The 16,527-nt window shown below is 66.6% G+C and carries 14 protein-coding genes; 8 read left to right on the forward strand and 6 right to left on the reverse strand.

All coding sequences use genetic code 11. The features are described from left to right. The first annotated feature begins 17 nt into the window (after positions 1–17). The 4 genes from I4484_RS10475 to I4484_RS10490 are packed head-to-tail and all read left to right on the forward strand — an operon-like array spanning position 18 to position 3,794. Positions 18–929: an ABC transporter substrate-binding protein gene (locus I4484_RS10475; RefSeq protein WP_197447256.1), complete on the forward strand. Its 912-nt coding sequence runs from the start codon at positions 18–20 to the stop codon at positions 927–929. A gap of 2 nt (positions 930–931) precedes the next feature. Beyond that, positions 932–2,098, forward strand: coding sequence for an ABC transporter permease (locus I4484_RS10480; RefSeq protein ID WP_234283493.1), 1,167 nt, complete (start codon positions 932–934; stop codon positions 2,096–2,098). After that, positions 2,095–3,036: an ABC transporter ATP-binding protein gene (locus I4484_RS10485; protein ID WP_197447257.1), complete on the forward strand. Its 942-nt coding sequence runs from the start codon at positions 2,095–2,097 to the stop codon at positions 3,034–3,036. Before I4484_RS10480 ends, I4484_RS10485 begins: the two co-directional genes overlap by 4 nt. Further along, complete coding sequence (locus I4484_RS10490; RefSeq protein ID WP_197447258.1) at positions 3,033–3,794, forward strand: ABC transporter permease; 762 nt, start codon at positions 3,033–3,035, stop codon at positions 3,792–3,794. The genes I4484_RS10485 and I4484_RS10490 overlap by 4 nt, the downstream gene beginning before the upstream one ends. A gap of 33 nt (positions 3,795–3,827) precedes the next feature. Here the strand turns inward: I4484_RS10490 and I4484_RS10495 are convergent, their stop codons facing one another. Then, positions 3,828–5,681 carry a hypothetical protein gene (locus I4484_RS10495; RefSeq protein WP_197447259.1) on the reverse strand — a complete coding sequence of 618 codons (1,854 nt, stop codon included), beginning with the start codon at positions 5,679–5,681 and terminating at the stop codon, positions 3,828–3,830. A 482-nt stretch (positions 5,682–6,163) separates the two neighbouring features. Between I4484_RS10495 and I4484_RS10500 the strand changes: the two genes are divergently transcribed. The 4 genes from I4484_RS10500 to I4484_RS10515 all read left to right on the forward strand — a co-directional run bounded on the left by I4484_RS10500 (position 6,164) and on the right by I4484_RS10515 (position 11,988). After that, positions 6,164–7,390, forward strand: a complete 1,227-nt coding sequence (locus tag I4484_RS10500) for a thiamine pyrophosphate-dependent dehydrogenase E1 component subunit alpha (protein ID WP_197447260.1) — start codon at positions 6,164–6,166, stop codon at positions 7,388–7,390. A gap of 1 nt (position 7,391) precedes the next feature. Further along, entirely contained in the window at positions 7,392–8,369 is a 978-nt protein-coding gene (locus I4484_RS10505; RefSeq protein ID WP_197447261.1) for an alpha-ketoacid dehydrogenase subunit beta, read from the forward strand. A gap of 27 nt (positions 8,370–8,396) precedes the next feature. After that, the gene (locus tag I4484_RS10510) at positions 8,397–10,085 is read left to right on the forward strand and encodes a dihydrolipoyllysine-residue acetyltransferase (RefSeq protein ID WP_197447262.1); all 1,689 of its coding nucleotides are present in this window, start codon (positions 8,397–8,399) and stop codon (positions 10,083–10,085) included. A 61-nt stretch (positions 10,086–10,146) separates the two neighbouring features. Beyond that, entirely contained in the window at positions 10,147–11,988 is a 1,842-nt protein-coding gene (locus I4484_RS10515) for a protein kinase (protein ID WP_197447263.1), read from the forward strand. A gap of 4 nt (positions 11,989–11,992) precedes the next feature. Here the strand turns inward: I4484_RS10515 and I4484_RS10520 are convergent, their stop codons facing one another. From I4484_RS10520 to I4484_RS10540, 5 genes are all read right to left on the reverse strand, one after another. Next, positions 11,993–13,297: a TRAP transporter large permease gene (locus I4484_RS10520; RefSeq protein ID WP_197447264.1), complete on the reverse strand. Its 1,305-nt coding sequence runs from the start codon at positions 13,295–13,297 to the stop codon at positions 11,993–11,995. 31 nt (positions 13,298–13,328) lie between these two features. Next, complete coding sequence (locus tag I4484_RS10525) at positions 13,329–13,892, reverse strand: TRAP transporter small permease (protein ID WP_197447265.1); 564 nt, start codon at positions 13,890–13,892, stop codon at positions 13,329–13,331. A 70-nt stretch (positions 13,893–13,962) separates the two neighbouring features. Then, positions 13,963–14,946, reverse strand: coding sequence for a TRAP transporter substrate-binding protein (locus I4484_RS10530; RefSeq protein ID WP_197447266.1), 984 nt, complete (start codon positions 14,944–14,946; stop codon positions 13,963–13,965). A 33-nt stretch (positions 14,947–14,979) separates the two neighbouring features. Next, positions 14,980–15,957 carry a LysR family transcriptional regulator gene (locus tag I4484_RS10535; protein ID WP_197447267.1) on the reverse strand — a complete coding sequence of 326 codons (978 nt, stop codon included), beginning with the start codon at positions 15,955–15,957 and terminating at the stop codon, positions 14,980–14,982. Between the two features lie 11 nt (positions 15,958–15,968). Then, positions 15,969–16,406, reverse strand: coding sequence for a VOC family protein (locus tag I4484_RS10540; protein ID WP_197447268.1), 438 nt, complete (start codon positions 16,404–16,406; stop codon positions 15,969–15,971). Positions 16,407–16,527: the final 121 nt, after the last annotated feature.

Below are 16,527 nucleotides of genomic sequence, written 5' to 3' on the forward strand. Positions count from 1 at the left end.
CAACGGATGGTGGTGACATGAAACGCTCCTTGTCCGGTCTGGCGGCGCTAGCCGCCTCTTCCCTGCTGCTCGCTGCCGGCGTGCAGGCCAACGAACCGGTGACGGTCGCTTCCAAGATCGATACGGAAGGCTCGGTACTGGGCCAGTTGATCATTCAGCGCCTGCAGCAGGGCGGTATCGAGACCGAGGACAGGCTGCAGCTCGGCGCCACCAATATCGTGCGCCAGGCCTTGATGAGCGGCGAGATCGACCTCTATCCCGAGTACACCGGCAATGGCGCCTTCTTCTTCGACATGGCCGACAGCGACGTCTGGCACGATGCGGCACGGGCCTTTGAAACGGTGCGCGAGCGGGATGCCGAGAATGGGCTGGTATGGCTGACGCCGGCGCAGGCCAACAACACCTGGGCGATGAGCGTGCGCGGCGACTTGGCCCGCGAGCATGGCCTCGAAACCCTAGAGGATCTCGCCGAATATCTGGATGAAGGCGGGGAGTTCAAGTTCGCCGCCAGCGCGGAGTTCGTCGAGTCGGAGCAGGCGCTGCCGGCGTTCCAGGAGGCCTATGGCTTCGAACTGAGCGCCGATCAGCTGCTGGTGCTTTCCGGCGGCAACACCGCAGCCACCATGCGCGCTGCCGCCCAGCAGACCAGCGGCGTGAACGGCGCCATGACCTACGGCACCGACGGCGGGCTCAATGCCCTCGACCTGGTGGTGCTGGAGGATACGCTGGGCGTGCAGCCGGTCTACCAGCCGGCCCCGGTGGTGCGCCAGGAAGTGCTCGATGCCCATCCGCAGATTGCCGAACTGCTCGAACCGCTGTTCCGGTCGCTGGATCTCGAGACGCTGCAGGATCTCAATGGCCGGGTGGCGGTGGAGGGCCTCGACCCGCGCCAGGTCGCCGAGGAGTATCTGGCCGGGCTGCAGGACTGAGCGTGGCTGAGGGCAGACCATCCCCCAACTGGGTCCTGCTGAGCCTGATGCTGTGCGCCGCGGCGGCGTGGCTCACCCTCGATGCGGTGAGCCTGGCAGCCAACCGGATCGTGCCCGGCACGCCGCATTCGGCGCTGGACGTCATGAACGGCTGGCCGGCGCTACTGCTGGCCGTGCCGATGCTCGCCGTCGCGGTCCTCGCCTGGCGGCCGCACGACAAGGGGCTGCGGCTGTCGCTGGCCACCGTGGTGGCACTGCTGACGCTGCTGCCGCTGTGGCTCTCGGCGGCAACGGCCGTGCTGGTCACGCCCGACATGCCCCAGGCGCGTGTCGCCATCGGTGCCTCCCTCTGGCTGCTGCTGTTTCTGCTGCTGCTGGCGCTGATCGAGCTGCGCACGCGGCTCGGGCTGTCGCGGGCGACGGCTTGGCTGCTCCAGATACCGGTGATCGCGGGCTGGTGGGTGGCGCTGGCACTATGGCTCGAGCCGCTGGCGCTGCTGCGCGAGTACCAGGCCCGCAGTGACCAGTTTATCGGCGCCCTGGGCACGCATCTGATGCTGGTGGGCGCGGCGGTCGCCGCCAGCCTGATACTGGCCGTGCTGCTGGTCCTGGCCATGCGCCGACATGCCGGGGTACGCCGGGTGGGGTTCGGCGTGCTCAACTTCCTGCAGACCATACCCAGCCTGGCGCTGTTCGGTCTGCTGCTGGCACCGCTGGCCTGGCTCGGCGCGCGTTTCGACTGGCTCGCGGCGCTCGGCGTCGGCGGCATCGGCTGGGCGCCGGCGTTCCTGGCCCTGCTCGGCTACAGCCTGCTGCCGATGGTGCGCAACATTCACGTGGCGCTGGAGGAGGTGGACCCCGCGGTGATCGAGTCGGCACACGGCATGGGCATGAGCCGGCGGCAGGTGTTCCTGCAGGTGCGCCTGCCGCTGGCGCTGCCGGTGGTACTCGAGGGTCTGCGTATCACCACCGTGCAGGCGATCGGGCTCACGGCGGTGGCGGCACTGATCGGCGCGGGGGGGCTCGGGACCTTCATCTTCCAGGGGCTGGGGCAGGCGGCCATGGACATGGTGCTGCTCGGCGCCTTGCCGATCATCGCCCTGGCGCTGCTGGCCGATGCGCTGTTCGGTTCCCTGAGTGAATGCCTGCGACCGGGAGGGGCCGCATGATCGAACTGTTCGACGTGACCAAGCGCTTCGGCGACGAGACCGCCGTGGATGGCATCACGCTGCGAATCGAGAAGGGCGAGCTGTGTGTCCTGGTCGGCACCTCGGGCTGCGGCAAATCGACCACGCTGCGCATGATCAATCGCCTGATCGAGCACGATGGCGGTGAGATCCACCTGGATGGCCAGCCGGTGCGCAGTTTCGACGAGGTGACCCTGCGCCGGCGCATCGGCTACGTCATCCAGAGCACCGGTCTGTTTCCCCACTGGACGGTGGCGCGCAACATCGGCCTGGTGCCGCGCCTGCTCAAGTGGCCCAGGGCGCGAGTGCGCGAGCGAGTCGAGGAGCTGATGCGGCTGCTGGGACTGCCGGTGGCCGAGTTTGCCGACAAGTACCCGCGCCAGCTCTCCGGCGGCCAGGCGCAGCGCGTCGGCGTGGCCCGGGCGCTGGCGGCGGATCCCGATATCCTGCTGATGGACGAGCCGTTCGGCGCGCTGGACCCGATCACCCGCGAGACCTTGCAGCAGGAGCTGCGCGAGCTTCAGGCGCGGCTACACAAGACCATCGTCTTCGTCACCCATGACATGGACGAGGCGTTGTCGCTGGCCGACCGTCTGGTGGTCATGCATCAGGGCCGGATCGTGCAGCAGGGCGGGCCGATCGAGCTGCTGCACGATCCGGCCAATGCCTTCGTCGAGTCGCTGCTGGGCGGCATGGATCGCGGCCTCAAGGAGGCGGCACTGATCAAGGTCGGCGAACGCATGCTGCCGCTGGGGCCCCGGCTGCTGGCCAGCGAGCGGATTGCCTACGGGGCGTCGCTGAGCCAGGCGCTGTCGGTCATGTTGTGGCATCAGGTGGATCGCCTGACGGTGGTCGACGAGGAGGACATTCCCATCGGCGAGCTGTCGCTGCGTCGTCTGCTCGGGGCCAGGGCGTCATGAAGTCGACGGCCCACGACGCCCGCCGCATCACGCCGCTGGCCAGGTCGCGCCGCTGGCTGACGCCGCTCGCCTGGCTCGCGCTGCTGCTGCTGCTGTCGGCCGGGATGGGGCAGCTCGAGTGGCTGTTTCGCCTGATCGAGCCCGACGTGCGCGCCGTGGTCTATCGCCGATCGGGCTTCTTCGCGCTGCTGGGTCAGCACATCCTGGTGGTGGGTGTCGCCTCGTTGCTGGCGGTGGTGCTGGGGGTGGGGGCCGCGATCGCCGTCACGCGACCCGCCGGCCGTGACTTCCTGCCGCTGGTATCGCAGCTGGCCTCCATCGGCCAGACCTTCCCCCCGGTGGCCGTGCTGGCGCTGGCCGTGCCGGTGCTCGGTTTCGGCACCCTGCCGATCATCGTCGCGCTGCTGCTGTACGGCCTGCTGCCGATCGTGCGCAACACCCTGGCCGGCATCGGCGGCATCCCTGCCGAGGTGCACGAGGCGGCGCGCGGCATGGGCATGACCGCGGGGCAGGTGCTGCGCCAGGTCGAGCTGCCGCTGGCGGCGCCGGTCATTCTTGCCGGTATCCGCACCTCGGTGACCATCAACATCGCCACCGCGGCACTGGGCGCCACGGTGGGAGCGAGCAACCTAGGCGATCCCATCATCACCGGAATCGTCAACGGCAATACGGCCTACATCGTACAGGGTGCCGTGCTGATCGGGCTGCTGGCGCTGGCGGTGGACAGCGGCTTCGAACGCCTGCTGCGTCGCGGCTAGCGCCGCGCGCGGCAGGCGCCTTCCCAATGCGCCTCAGGCCAGTTCGCCATGCTCGGTCAGCGTCGTCTCACCCACGCCCAGCAGCGCCAGGGCGCGATCATCGATGACGGCGTCGACCTCGGCAGCGCTCTGCACGTCGCCGCCATCGGCCCAGCCGTCACCCACCTCGCCGATGCGAAAGGCATCCGCTCCCGCCTCGATGCCGGGGGCGGTATCGGTATCCAGCACGTAGAAGAGGTCGCCCTCGTCGTCCTCGAACAGCAGGCCATCCAGGGTCTCGTCCTCGGCATTGGTCACGCTGGCGTCGAAGTCGAAGCGGCCGTCGAAGCGACCCTCCTCGTCGACCGACCAGTGGCTGTCGCCGGTTTCGCGTGCGAAGTAGGCGCTGTTGTAGGCTTCCGGCTCGATGTGGGAGGGGCGGAAGGGATCCAGCGCCACCTCGCCGTTCGCCTCGATGGTGGCTTCGCCGTTGCTACTCTCGGGGTGCAACATGTCGCCGGTCAGCGCCAGGAACGCCTCGGTCTGCACTAGGCTGTCACCGCTAGCCCGGACAAGACCTTCATCGAGCGCCAGCTCTCCGTCTGCCGCCACGTCGGTGAAGTGGACGCTGGCACTGGGGGCCTGGATATGGAAAGCGGCCATGTCGTCCAGCTCCCCAGCGCCAGCGTAGTTCAGGAGGTCGGTGCCTTCGCCCCCGGTGTAGGAAAGGTCGCGCCCGCTGACAGCGAGAGTGTTCTGGCCCTCCTGCGAGCCGATGATCTCGGCCGTGCCTCGTGTCGGGCCGTCAAAGGCGCCGATGCTGGCGTTCAAGGTGTCCTCGCCGGGCGGAATGGGTAAGACGTCGCCGCTGAGTTCTGCCGCGTCGATGCGAACCGATTCGGCCTGTGTGCTGGCCTCGTCCGCATAGAAGACGACCCGGCCGCCGCCGCTTAGTTTGGCTTCTTCCAGATGGTCGAGCTCGAAACCCGAGAGCAGGAACTCGCCATCAGTGTCAGCATCCACGCGCCGCAGGGCCTCAGACTCGCCGATGGAGGTGAGGTGGAAGCGGGCATCGCCCTGGATCGTCAGTCGATCCAGGCTCTCGGCATCGATGTCCATCGCATGGTAAGTACCGCCATGGGCGTCGTCGCCCTCGTAGCGGCTCACCATGTCCATGTCGAAGGTGGCTTCGGTCAGGCTGGCGCCGTGCAGCGTGGCATCGTTCAACCAGCCGGTCGCATCCACCTCCAGCGTCTGCGCCGCATCGGCATGGAGGCTGCCGCTGAAACCGGTCTCATCGGCCACTTGCAGACTCAACGTCTCGCTGTTGAGAAGGTGATAGGTGCCGCTGGGCGAATCGTAGTCGGGGTTCGGATCCTCCGACAGGAAGGTGTCGATCGTCGCCGGGCCGCTGCCGTCGAAGCGGAAGACGCCGTGGTACTCCTCGTTCCGTTCGTCGGCGCTCAGGCTCAGTGCCAGGGCCGCGTCGCCCATGTCGTCGTACGACGCGTCCTCCTCGGTATCGCCCAGGGTGACGGTTTCCACGGGGCGTTCTTCGTCGCCGTCCTCCTCGCCTGCGGGTGGCGGGGCACTGGGGGCGATCGCCTCGTTGAAGCGTCGCACCAGCTGGCCCGCGGGGCCCTCGCGTAGTGCCGCCAGGGCGGCTTCAAGCTCCTGCGTGAGGGGCTGTTCATGCAAGTCGTCGAACAGGGCGGTCGCCTGCTGCATTCGGGTCAGGCCGGCATAGTCGTCCTGCTGCCGTGTCAGGAGGGCATCGAGCTCCGAGCGAAGTTCAGGGATGAGCGTGGGATCGGGGCGAAACAAGGCGGCATGCGCTGCGGCCTGCTCTGCCGGGGTGCGATGGGCCTCGAGGGCGTTTGACGAGGCGGCGTCGAGGTGGCGAGTCATGCGAATACTCCCTGTCGACTGTCCACGGGCAGGCTCCGCTGCCCGGGGTGGACCAGTGTGTTGTCACGTGCGGGAGCGCGTGAGGATGGGGTGCTCGTTTCGGCACGCCCCTCCCTTTCTAGTAGGGATGGCAAGGCGCAGCAAGGGAAAGGCACGAGGTTTTTCACGCTGGTCTGCGGACGGCGACAGCCTGGCGGTCATGGGGCGGATCGCGGCGCGGCGGCTGCGGCGTCGCCACTTCACGGCGTTGAGGTCATGACTGGACGATAATGTTGTGTACTTGGCGTGAGGTAGTCGAATGCCTATACCATTGTACTATGAAGCAGTAAAAAGGGATGCGGCAGGATTCATCTTACGTTAACGTCAACCTATCCAGCGTTGGCGGCCTGCTGGAGTGACCCTCTGGCAGACGGCTACATTAGAGACAACACTGCCCTCACGAGGGGCGGTATTCCTCCTGCCATTACCCAAGGATCAGGAAGATGACAACAACACACGACGTTTACGCGCCGAGCTTCATGACCGGCGACGAGTTCCACATTCCTACCTTCCGCCTGTTGCAGCAGGACGGCACGCTGTTCGAGGGCGCCGAGGCGCCCGAGCTCGACGAGGACAAAGCGCTCAAGATCTACCGCGCCATGCTCATCACACGGGTACTGGATGAGCGGATGATGGCGGCGCAGCGCCAGGGGCGGCTGTCGTTCTACATGCAGTGCACCGGCGAGGAGGCAGCGGTGATCGGCGCCACCGCAGCGCTCGACGATGCCGACATGATCATGGCCCAGTACCGCGAGCAGGGGGCCCTGGTCTATCGTGGCTTCAGCTACGACGAGTTCATGAACCAGCTGTTCGGCAACGAGCTCGACTACGGCAAGGGCCGGCAGATGCCGATCCACTACGGCTCGCGCAAGCTGCACTACATGACCATTTCGTCGCCGCTGGCGACCCAGATTCCCCAGGCCACCGGCTACGCCTACGGCCAAAAACTGGCCGGCGAGGGCCACTGCACCATCACCTTCTTCGGCGAGGGGGCGGCCTCCGAAGGGGATTTCCATGCCGCGCTCAACATGGCTTCGGTGCACAAGGTGCCGGTGATCTTCTTCTGCCGCAACAACGGCTATGCCATCTCGACCCCCTCCAGCGAGCAGTTCGCCGCCGACGGCATCGCCCCACGCGCCTTCGGCTACCGCATGCACGTGATCCGCGTCGACGGTAACGATGTGCTGGCGGTCTACCGCGCCACCCAGGAAGCGCGCAAGCTCGCCGTGGAGATGAACCAGCCGGTGCTGATCGAGGCCATGACCTACCGCCTGGCCGCGCATTCGTCGTCCGACGATCCCTCCGGCTACCGCTCACGCAAGGAAGAGGAGGCGTGGCGCGAGAAGGACCCGATCCTGCGCATGCAGCGCTGGCTCATCGAGCGCGGCTGGTGGAGCGAAGAACGCGAGAAGGAGCTGCAGGACAGCCTGCGCCGTGAGGTCCTCGAAACCATGAAGCGTGCCGAGAAGCGCCCGCCGCCGCCGCTGGAGAGCCTGGTCACGGATGTCTACGCCGACGTCACGCCGGCGCTGCAGCGTCAGCTCGACGCGCTCAAGACCCATATCCGCAAGCACCCCGACGCCTATCCGAAGGGGGCAAGATCGCTCGACCCCGACGTCAAGGCGCCGGGCGGTGAACACAAGGCCGGCGACGAGCAGGGGGGAGCCTGACATGCCCAGGATGAACATGCTGCAGGCGATCAACAACGCGCTGGACATCGCCATGGCCGAGGACGACAAGGTGCTCTGCTTCGGCGAGGACGTGGGGGTATTCGGCGGGGTCTTCCGCGCCACCAGCCATCTGCAGGAGAAGTACGGCCGCGATCGCTGCTTCAACACGCCGCTGGTGGAACAGGGGATCATCGGCTTCGCCAACGGCCTGGCGGCCCAGGGTTCGGTGCCGGTGGCCGAGATCCAGTTCGCCGACTACATCTTTCCGGCCTTCGACCAGATCGTCAACGAAACGGCCAAGTTTCGCTATCGTTCGGGCGACCTGTTCAACGTCGGCGGCCTGACCATTCGCACCCCCTACGGCGGCGGCATCTCCGGCGGCCACTATCATTCCCAGTCGCCTGAAGCCTACTTCGCCCACACGCCCGGGCTGAAGGTGGTGGTGCCACGCAACCCGTACCAGGCCAAGGGGCTGCTGCTGTCGGCGATTCGCGATCCCGACCCGGTACTGTTCTTCGAGCCCAAGCGGCTCTACCGTGCCGCGGTGGGCGAGGTGCCCGAGGAGGATTATCAGCTGCCCATCGGCGAGGCGGAGGTGACCAAGGAGGGCAGCGACGTCACCGTATTGGGCTGGGGTGCGCAGATGGAAGTGATCGAGCGCGCCGTGGAGCTGGCCGAGAAGGAGGGTGTCTCCTGCGAGGTGATCGACCTGCGCAGCATCCTGCCCTGGGACGAGGACACCGTGGTCGAATCGGTGCTCAAGACCGGCCGGTTGGTGATCACCCACGAGGCGCCGCGTACCGGCGGGTTCGCCGGTGAGATCGCCGCCACCATCCAGGAGCGCTGCTTCCTGTACCTGGAATCGCCCATCGAACGCGTGACCGGGCTGGACACGCCTTTCCCGCTGACGCTGGAGAAGGAGTATCTGCCCGACCATCTCAAGATCTTCGAAGCGATCAAGGCATCCGTGGCGTTCTGACGCCCGATATCAGGACAGGAGAGAACGATGAGCGATTTCATGCTGCCCGATATCGGCGAAGGTATCGTGGAGTGCGAAGTAGTCGAATGGCGCGTGAGCGAGGGCGACGAGATTGCCGAGGACCAGCCGGTGGTCGAGGTCATGACCGACAAGGCGCTGGTCGAGATCACCGCCCCGGAGGCGGGGCGCGTCACCAAGCTGTACGTGGCGAAGGGCGAGATCGCCAAGGTCCACGCCCCGCTGTTCGCCTACGAGGCGCATGGCGAAGGGGGCGAGAGCAGTGGGGGGGTCGAGCCGCCGGGTCCCGCCGCGCGCGACGAGGATGAAGTGGCGAGCCCGGCGGCGGAAGCGCCGCCGCCCGCGGCGTCATCGTCGCCTGCCGCCACCACTACGTCGGCGGGTGCCAAGCCCAAGGATTTCATTCTGCCCGATATCGGCGAGGGCATCGTCGAATGCGAAGTGGTGGAGTGGCGCGTGGCCGAGGGCGAGGCGATCGAGGAGGACCAGCCGCTGGTCGACGTGATGACCGACAAGGCGCTGGTCGAGATCACAGCGCCCGAGGCGGGCACGGTGAGCAAGCTCTACGTGCCCAAGGGCGAGGTCGCCAAGGTGCACGCGCCGCTGTTCGCCTATGTGCCGGCCCATGCCGGGGAGAGCGAAGAGCTCGTGAGCGCCGCAGCGTCTCGTACCGAACCCGACGTGCCGCAAACGCCTGGGCGCAGGGAGAGCGTGGAACCTGCGGCCAGCGGCGGCCGCGGCCCCTACGGCCGCATTCCGGCCAGCCCCGCGGTGCGGCGCCTGGTGCGCGAGCACGGCCTGTCGCTCGAGGCGATAGCCGGTTCGGGCAAGGATGGTCGCGTGCTCAAGCAGGACGTGCTGCGCTACCTCGAGGACGAACAGCCGGAACACGGCCAGGTCGAGCGGGGTGAAGCGAGACCCGCACGGGGCGTCACCCCGCCCGCTCGCCGCGAGGCATCTCAGCAGGGAACGGCGCCGCGGGAGCCGCAAGGCGAAGTGCGGGTCGAGCCGATTCGCGGCGTGCGTGCGGTGATGGCGCGGCGCATGGTCGAGTCGGCCAGCACCATCCCGCACTTCCAGTACGGCGAGGAGGTTGACGTCACCGAGCTGCTGGCGCTGCGCGAGCGACTCAAGCCGGTGGCCGAGACACAGCAGGTGCGCCTGACGCTGATGCCGTTCTTCATGAAGGCGCTGGCGCTGGCGGTGCGCGAGGAGCCGATCCTCAATGCCCGGCTCAACGCCGAAGTGACCGAGATCCACTACCTGCCGTCGGTCAACGTCGGCATGGCGGTGGACAGTCAGTCCGGCCTGATCGTGCCCAACGTCAAGCAGGTGGAGCAGCGCAGCGTGCTCGAGGTGGCGCGCGAGATCCAGCGCCTCACCGCCGATGCGCGCGAAGGGCGGGTGGCCCAGGAGGACCTGAAGGGCGGCACCATCAGCATCTCCAACATCGGCGCCTTCGGCGGCACCTATGCGGCGCCGATCATCAACGCGCCGGAGCTGGCCATCGTCGCCATCGGCAAGAGCCAGTGGCTACCGCGCTTCGACGACCGCGGCGAGGTGGTGAGGCGGGCGATCATGACGGTGGCCTGGGCGGGGGACCACCGGGTGATCGATGGCGGCACCATCGCGCGCTTCTGCAACGCCTGGAAGGGCTACCTAGAGAGCCCCGAGACCATGCTCCTGCATCTCGGTTAGTCCGGCAGAGCCGTCCGGGCGAGCGTGCCCGCGGCGGCTCCCTTTCGATGGGCAATTCCACATGTCCCAGGCGCCGCTGCAGCAGTTCTACATTCCCGAAGAGCAGTCGATCTACCTGCTCAGCCACGACGATGCGCGCAAGCTGAAGGAGTGGGTGGCGCTGTGCCAGGCCCAGCTAGGGCAACTGGGCTACCGCGACATCGAACTGATTGGCAAGGGCGCCTACGGCTTCGTCTTCGCCGGGACCACCGCCCACGATGAGGAGTACGTGTTCAAGTTCACCCGGGTCAACCTGCCCCAGCAGCTGCAGGATCGCCTCGAGGAGGAGGCGTTCATGCTGGAGCAGGTCGATCACCCCCGGGTGCCGAGGCTGATCGCCTTCCAGCGCGTGCGCAACCAGTCGATCCTGGTGATGCAGCGGGCGCCGGGTATCAACCTGGAGGAGGTCTCGCTGCGCGAAGGGCGCCTGTCGCCGCGCCTCGTGGTGCGTATCGCCGACCAGCTCGCCGACATCCTGCGCAGCCTGCGCCGCGAGTCGGGGCCGGCGGGGCGCCCCGTCGTGCATGGCGACATCAAGCCCTCGAACCTGGTCTTCGACGCGCGCCGCGAGGCGGTGGCGCTGATCGACTGGGGCTCGTCGGTGTTCGCCCAGCTCGACGCCGGCCAGCAGTTCGTGACGGCCAACGTCATGGAGCTGATGTCGGATAACCTGCAGCAGACCAATGCGCGCCTGGGCGATGTCTACTTCATCGGCGAGGAGCAGTTGAACGGGGCGCTCTCTTCGCCGCGCTTCGACGAGCAGGGCACCGCGGGCACGCTCTACGCGCTGGCCTCGGCCCAGTCGTGCCGCTTCGGCCACCGCGCCATCCCGGCCACCTCGCTGGGCTTGCCCATGGAATTTGCGCGCATGCTCGACGGTATGCTGGACCCCGACCCGCGGGTGCGGCTGCGCGCCGGCGATCACTTCATTCGCGAGATGCCGCGCCTGGCGCGGGTGGTGATGATCGACCTGCCGGAAGCGCCTGAGACGCCGCTGGTGCCAACCTGGGTCAGGCCTTCGACGCGGGAGATCGATACCGTGGTCTACAGCTCGCGCAAGGCGTTCCTGCGCGAGGAGGGCGGTCGCGAGACGCTCAACGACGTCAACGACGTCCAGCTCGACCGTTACTACAAGAACTTCATGCAGGGCATGGGCGAGACCGAGAAGGCCTTCCTGGCGGCGGTGAGCCGGCTGGGCAAGTATCCGGTGGTGGGTGGTCTCGCCGTGCGCTGGGAAGCCGACGGCGTCTACATCGATACCTCGCTCAACCTACACGACTCGACGCTCAAGCCGGCGTTCGTCGCGGCGGTCAACAACATGGTCAACCTGGCCCGGGCCATCTATCGCCAGGGCATCTTCAAGAGCTGCCTGTTCAATGCCCGCGACACCCTGCACCTGGACCGCGAGAGCCCGGCGCACCCGTTCGTGATCGAGCCCGGCATGCGGCTGCGCTACGAAGTCAGCGCGGTGCCGGAACTCGAGGACCGCAGCCGGCTGCACAGCTACTTCGAGGACGGCCCCGATCCCGAGGAGTTCCTGGTCCTGCCGGAAACGATCATCACCTCGCTGGAGGCGCTCAACGAGATCCATCACACCGGCATGATCATCTTCGAGGCATTGCCCCAGCACCTCAAGATACACAGCTACTACCGTCTGCTCGATCCTTCCCGCGAGGCCGAGTTCCGCGACCGGCTCGACGACATTCTCGATGCCGTCGGGCTGATCGAGGGGCTGGGGGTGTCGGGCTTCATGAAGATGCCCTACAAGGACACGCGCTTCTTTGCCCATGTCGAGCGCCAGCCGGAGCGCTACTATCCGCGCAACCCGCGTGAGGAGGCGCGGGACGGCGACGCCAAGGCCTAGCGTGCTAGCGGGTCATGCTCTGCGGCAGGTAGAGCGCGACCTCGGGGAACAGGTGCATCAGCGCGATCGCCAGCAGCATCAGCAGGAAGAAGGGCAGCGTGGCCTTGGTAATGGTCACGATGTCCTTGCCCGTCAGGCCCTGGATGACGAACAGGTTGAAGCCCACCGGCGGGGTGATCTGCGACATTTCGACCACGATCACCAGGTAGATGCCGAACCAGATCAGGTCGAAGCCGGCGGCACTGACCAGCGGCATGATGATGGCGGTCACCAGCAGGATCAGCGAGATACCGTCGAGAAAGCAGCCCATCACCAGCAACAGCAGGGTCAGTGCCACCAGCAGCATGGTCGGCGACAGGCCCATCTCGCCGATGGCCCGAGCCAGCTGCATGGGCACCTGGGTGAACCCCATGGCGGAGGTCAGGAACGAGGCGCCGGCGATAATGAAGGCGATCATGCAGGCCGTGCGGATGGCAGCGAACAGCGATTCGCGGAACACGGCAAGGCCGAAGCTGCCGTTCCAGCGGGCGATCACCATCGACAGTACCACGCCGACCGCAGCGGCTTCGGTGGGCGAGGCCAGCCCGCCGTAGATCGACACGATGATGCCGCCGATCAGCAGCAGGATCGGCACGAGTTCCAGCGTCTGGCGCAGCTTCCTGGCCAGCGGCAGGCCGGACTCGTCCTGGCCGGTGAGACCGCGGCGATTGCCCCGGAGCAGCGACCAGGCAACGAGGTACGTCATGAACAGGGCCAGGATCATCAGCCCCGGGCCGATACCGGCCATGAACAGCCGCGAGATCGACTGCTCGGTGACCACGCCGTAGACGATCAGCACGATCGAGGGCGGGATCAGCAGGCCCAGCGTGGAAGCGCTGGCCAGGGTGCCGATGGCCATGTTGGCGTCATAGCCGCGACGCTCCAGCTCGGGCAGGGTCATCTTGCCCACCGTGGCGCAGGTAGCGGCCGAGGAGCCGCACACGGCGGCGAACATGCCGCTGCCAAGGATGTTGGTATGCAGCAGCCGCCCGGGCATGCGGTTCAGCCAGGGCGAAAGGCCGCGGAACATGTTGTCGGCAAGCCCCGAGCGGAACAGGATCTCGCCCATCCAGATGAACATCGGCAGGGCGGTCAGGTCCCAGCCATAGCTGGCGCCCCAGAAGTCGGAGGCGAGAATCGGACCCGGGTCGAAGGAACTGAAGAAGGCCAGCACGATCCAGGCGGTACCGATCAGGGCGAAGGCGATCCACACCCCGCTGCCGAGCAGGATGGCCAGGGTGGCGATGGTAGCCAGGCTGAGTATCAGCACGAGGGGTGTCTCCGTGTGGTTGAGGCGAGGTTCATGGCGTTTCGGTGTCGTCGGTGGCGGTCGCCTCACGGAAGCGGTGCGGTTCACGGATGGCTATGCGCAGCGTGATGGCCAGGGCCTCGGCCAGCGCCAGGCAGAGCAGGCCGACGCCGGTGGCCAGCACCGTCTGGGGAATCCACAGCGGGATCGACAGGAAACCCGAGGAGACGTCATGGAACGCGCGGCTCTCGCGAGCGAGTTCCACCAGGCCGTAGCCCAGCAGAAGGCTGATGGCGAGCGCCACCAGCAGGCAGAACACCTCGAACCAGGCGCGCGCCGCGGACGGCAACCGGCCGATCAGCAACGTGACCCGGATGTGCGCATGGTGGACGAAGGTATAGGCGAGGCCGAGGAAGGTGGCCCCCACCAGCAGGTAGGCGGCGATCTCCGACAGGCCGGTGATGCCCAGGCCGAGACGGCGCATGCCCACCAGCACCAGCAGGGCGTCGACCAGGCGGAAGGTGACCTGGAGGGCGACCAGGGCGCAGATCGCCACCATGCAGGCGGCCGCGCCCCAGGCGCCCAGGCGGTACAGCGCGTTGAACTTGAATCTCATGGCAGAGGCCTCGGGCAAGCAGAGAGAAGCGTGGCGGACACCCGCCACGCCGGGGGATGAAGGCGTTCGCTCAGTTGCCGCGCTGCTGCTGGTACTCTTCGAGTACCTGCTGGGCCTGCTCGTCGGCACGCTCCTGCCAGGCGGAGAACAGCTGGTCGCCGGCGGCCTGGAGGGCGGCGGCCACGTCGTCGTTCGGCGTCGAGACGGTGATGCCGTTCTCCTGCAGCGCCTCGAGGCTCGCCTGGTTGTCGTCGCGGCTCATCTGCCAGCCGCGCTCCTCGGCCCGGGCCGCCGCCTCCAGCAGCCCCTCCTGGGTCGCTTCGTCGAGGCGATCGAAGGCGCGCTGGCTGATGAAGACGATATTCTTGGGCAGCCACAGGTTGGCATCGGTGTAATGCGAGACGTAATCCCACGCCGTCATCGCATTGCCGGTGGAGCTGGAGGTGATCATGGCGTCCACGCGGCCGGTGCTGAAGGCGGTGGGGATGTCCGACTCCTCGGTCTCGGTGGGGCTGCCGCCGAGATAGTCGACGAAGCGCTGGGTATTGATGTTCGGCGCACGCACGCGCAGGCCTTCGAAGCGCTCCGGGTCGTCGAGCTCGAAATCGGTGTAGATGCCCTGGGCCGGCCAGGCGACGGCGTAGAGCGGCATCAGCCCCTGGTTGGCGAACAGTTCGGTGATGACAGGCTTGGTCGCCTGCCACAGCGCGAAGGCTTCCTCGTAGCTGCCGGCCACGCCCGGCAGGGTGTCGACCTCGAAGATCGGATCCTCGTTGGAAAGGGTCGAGAGAAAGACCTCGCCGGCCTCGATGGTGCCGCGGCGTACCGACGACTTGATCTCGCCATGGGCGACCAGCGAGCCGCCGCTGTGAACGTTGATGGTCAGCTCGCCGCCGGTGGCTTCTGCCACGTCCTCGGCGAACTGTTTCACGTTCTTGGTGTGAAAGCTGGCATCGCCATAGGGCGTGGCCATGGTCCATTCGGCGGCGCCGGCGGCGGCGGAAATACCGCAGGCGGTCGCGAGCAGCACGGAGCGGGACAGAAGCTTGTTCATGGTTTTCTCTCTTGTTGGATCACCAGGTTGTTGTCATGTTGCCAGTGGGTGTGTGGTGGGACGTTTCGGCCGCACCCAACGGCCGGAAAAATCGCTATGTGCCATGTCGTCGACGCGCGACTGCGCATAGCGCTGGGCGCACTGCTGTGCCAACAGCCCGACGCTGCGACAGAAGCGCGGGTGGTTGGCGCTGCGCCAGATCACGTCGTAGTGCATGTCCGGCAGCGGCAGGGGCAGCTCGATGCGGTACAGCTTGCCGCTGCGCCACTCGTCGAGCACGGTGGCAACAGGCAGGGCGCCGATCCCCAGCCCCTCCATGGTCATGCGCGCGATGGTCATCAAGGTGCTCACGCTATGGATGCGCGGCGATGCCACTCCCTGCATGGCCAGGTAAGCCAGCAGCTCCTCGTACGGTCGGGCCTTCCTGCCGAAGGAGATGAAGGGCAGGCAGGTGAGCCAGTCGTCGCTGCAGCCGGCCAGCAGCTCGACATGGTCCGGCGAGACGAACATGCCCATCTCGTAGGGGCTCAGTGAAACCTGCTCGATGCGCTCGGGATCGAGATAGCCGTTCATGGCCAGCAGGATGTCGAGTTCGTTCCTGGCCAGCCGCTGGTTGAGCGCCGGCGAATAATCGACGCTGAGCTCGATGGTGAGTTGCGGATAGCGCTGCGTCAGGCCGCGCATGAACTCGGTGAGCCAGCTGTGCGCGATGGTCTCGATGGCGCCGAGGCGCAGCGGGGCGGAGAAGGTTTCCTTGTCGTCGAACAGCCTCAGGGCCTCGTCCCGTTGTCGCAGCAGACCCTCGGCATGCACGAAGAATTCACGGCCGCGCATGGTGGGCTGAATGGGCCTGGCCGAGCGCTCCAGCAGCGTTTCGCCGACGGTCGTCTCGAGCCGCAGGATCCGCTCGGAGACCGAGGGCTGGGTCAGGTGCAGGCGATCCGCGGCCTTACGGAAGGATCCCAGTCTGACTGCCCAGACGAACGCTTCCAACTCTTTGAAATCGAGCATGCCGGTACCGCTCAGGCTTTCTTGAACAGCTGTTCTTCGCGATTCTTGAACGCCTTGAACTCCAGGGCATTGCCGGAAGGATCGTAGAAGAACATGGTGGCCTGTTCGCCGGGCTCGCCCTTGAAGCGGATATAGGGTTCGATCTCGAACGCCACGCCGTGCTCGCGCAGCTTCTGTGCCAGTGCTTCCCAGGCTTCCATTTCCAGCACGACGCCGAAATGCGGCACCGGTACGCCGTGGCCATCGACTGGGTTCTTGTGGCTGGATACCGGGCTGTCCTTGAGCGCTGGGTTGAGATGGCAGACGAACTGATGGCCGTAGAGATCGAAATCGACCCAGCTCTGCGACGAACGGCCCTCGGGGCAGCCGAGGAAATCGCCGTAGAAGCGCCGCGCCTCGTCGATATCACGCACTTGGACGGCTAAATGGAAGGGATCTTTTACCGCCATGAGGGGACTCCTCTTGTTGAAGTTATAGGGTCTCGCTTTTTCATTGATAATCCGCAAGAGAGGTATCGTCAACCATTTTCCTTCTGAATAACAATATGATAGGTGATGCCGATATTGAGTA

Source organism: Halomonas sp. SS10-MC5 (assembly GCF_015992245.1).
In the GTDB taxonomy this organism is placed as follows: domain Bacteria; phylum Pseudomonadota; class Gammaproteobacteria; order Pseudomonadales; family Halomonadaceae; genus Halomonas; species Halomonas sulfidoxydans.

What these genes read in the sequence shown, in the direction of transcription:
- I4484_RS10475 (WP_197447256.1), top strand. Translation starts at nt 18, where the DNA reads ATGAAACGCTCCTTGTCCGGTCTGGCGGCGCTAGCCGCCTCTTCCCTG.
- I4484_RS10485 (WP_197447257.1), top strand. Translation starts at nt 2,095, where the DNA reads ATGATCGAACTGTTCGACGTGACCAAGCGCTTCGGCGACGAGACCGCC.
- I4484_RS10490 (WP_197447258.1), top strand. Translation starts at nt 3,033, where the DNA reads ATGAAGTCGACGGCCCACGACGCCCGCCGCATCACGCCGCTGGCCAGG.
- I4484_RS10495 (WP_197447259.1), bottom strand. Translation starts at nt 5,681, where the DNA reads ATGACTCGCCACCTCGACGCCGCCTCGTCAAACGCCCTCGAGGCCCAT.
- I4484_RS10500 (WP_197447260.1), top strand. Translation starts at nt 6,164, where the DNA reads ATGACAACAACACACGACGTTTACGCGCCGAGCTTCATGACCGGCGAC.
- I4484_RS10505 (WP_197447261.1), top strand. Translation starts at nt 7,392, where the DNA reads ATGCCCAGGATGAACATGCTGCAGGCGATCAACAACGCGCTGGACATC.
- I4484_RS10510 (WP_197447262.1), top strand. Translation starts at nt 8,397, where the DNA reads ATGAGCGATTTCATGCTGCCCGATATCGGCGAAGGTATCGTGGAGTGC.
- I4484_RS10515 (WP_197447263.1), top strand. Translation starts at nt 10,147, where the DNA reads ATGTCCCAGGCGCCGCTGCAGCAGTTCTACATTCCCGAAGAGCAGTCG.
- I4484_RS10525 (WP_197447265.1), bottom strand. Translation starts at nt 13,892, where the DNA reads ATGAGATTCAAGTTCAACGCGCTGTACCGCCTGGGCGCCTGGGGCGCG.
- I4484_RS10530 (WP_197447266.1), bottom strand. Translation starts at nt 14,946, where the DNA reads ATGAACAAGCTTCTGTCCCGCTCCGTGCTGCTCGCGACCGCCTGCGGT.
- I4484_RS10535 (WP_197447267.1), bottom strand. Translation starts at nt 15,957, where the DNA reads ATGCTCGATTTCAAAGAGTTGGAAGCGTTCGTCTGGGCAGTCAGACTG.
- I4484_RS10540 (WP_197447268.1), bottom strand. Translation starts at nt 16,406, where the DNA reads ATGGCGGTAAAAGATCCCTTCCATTTAGCCGTCCAAGTGCGTGATATC.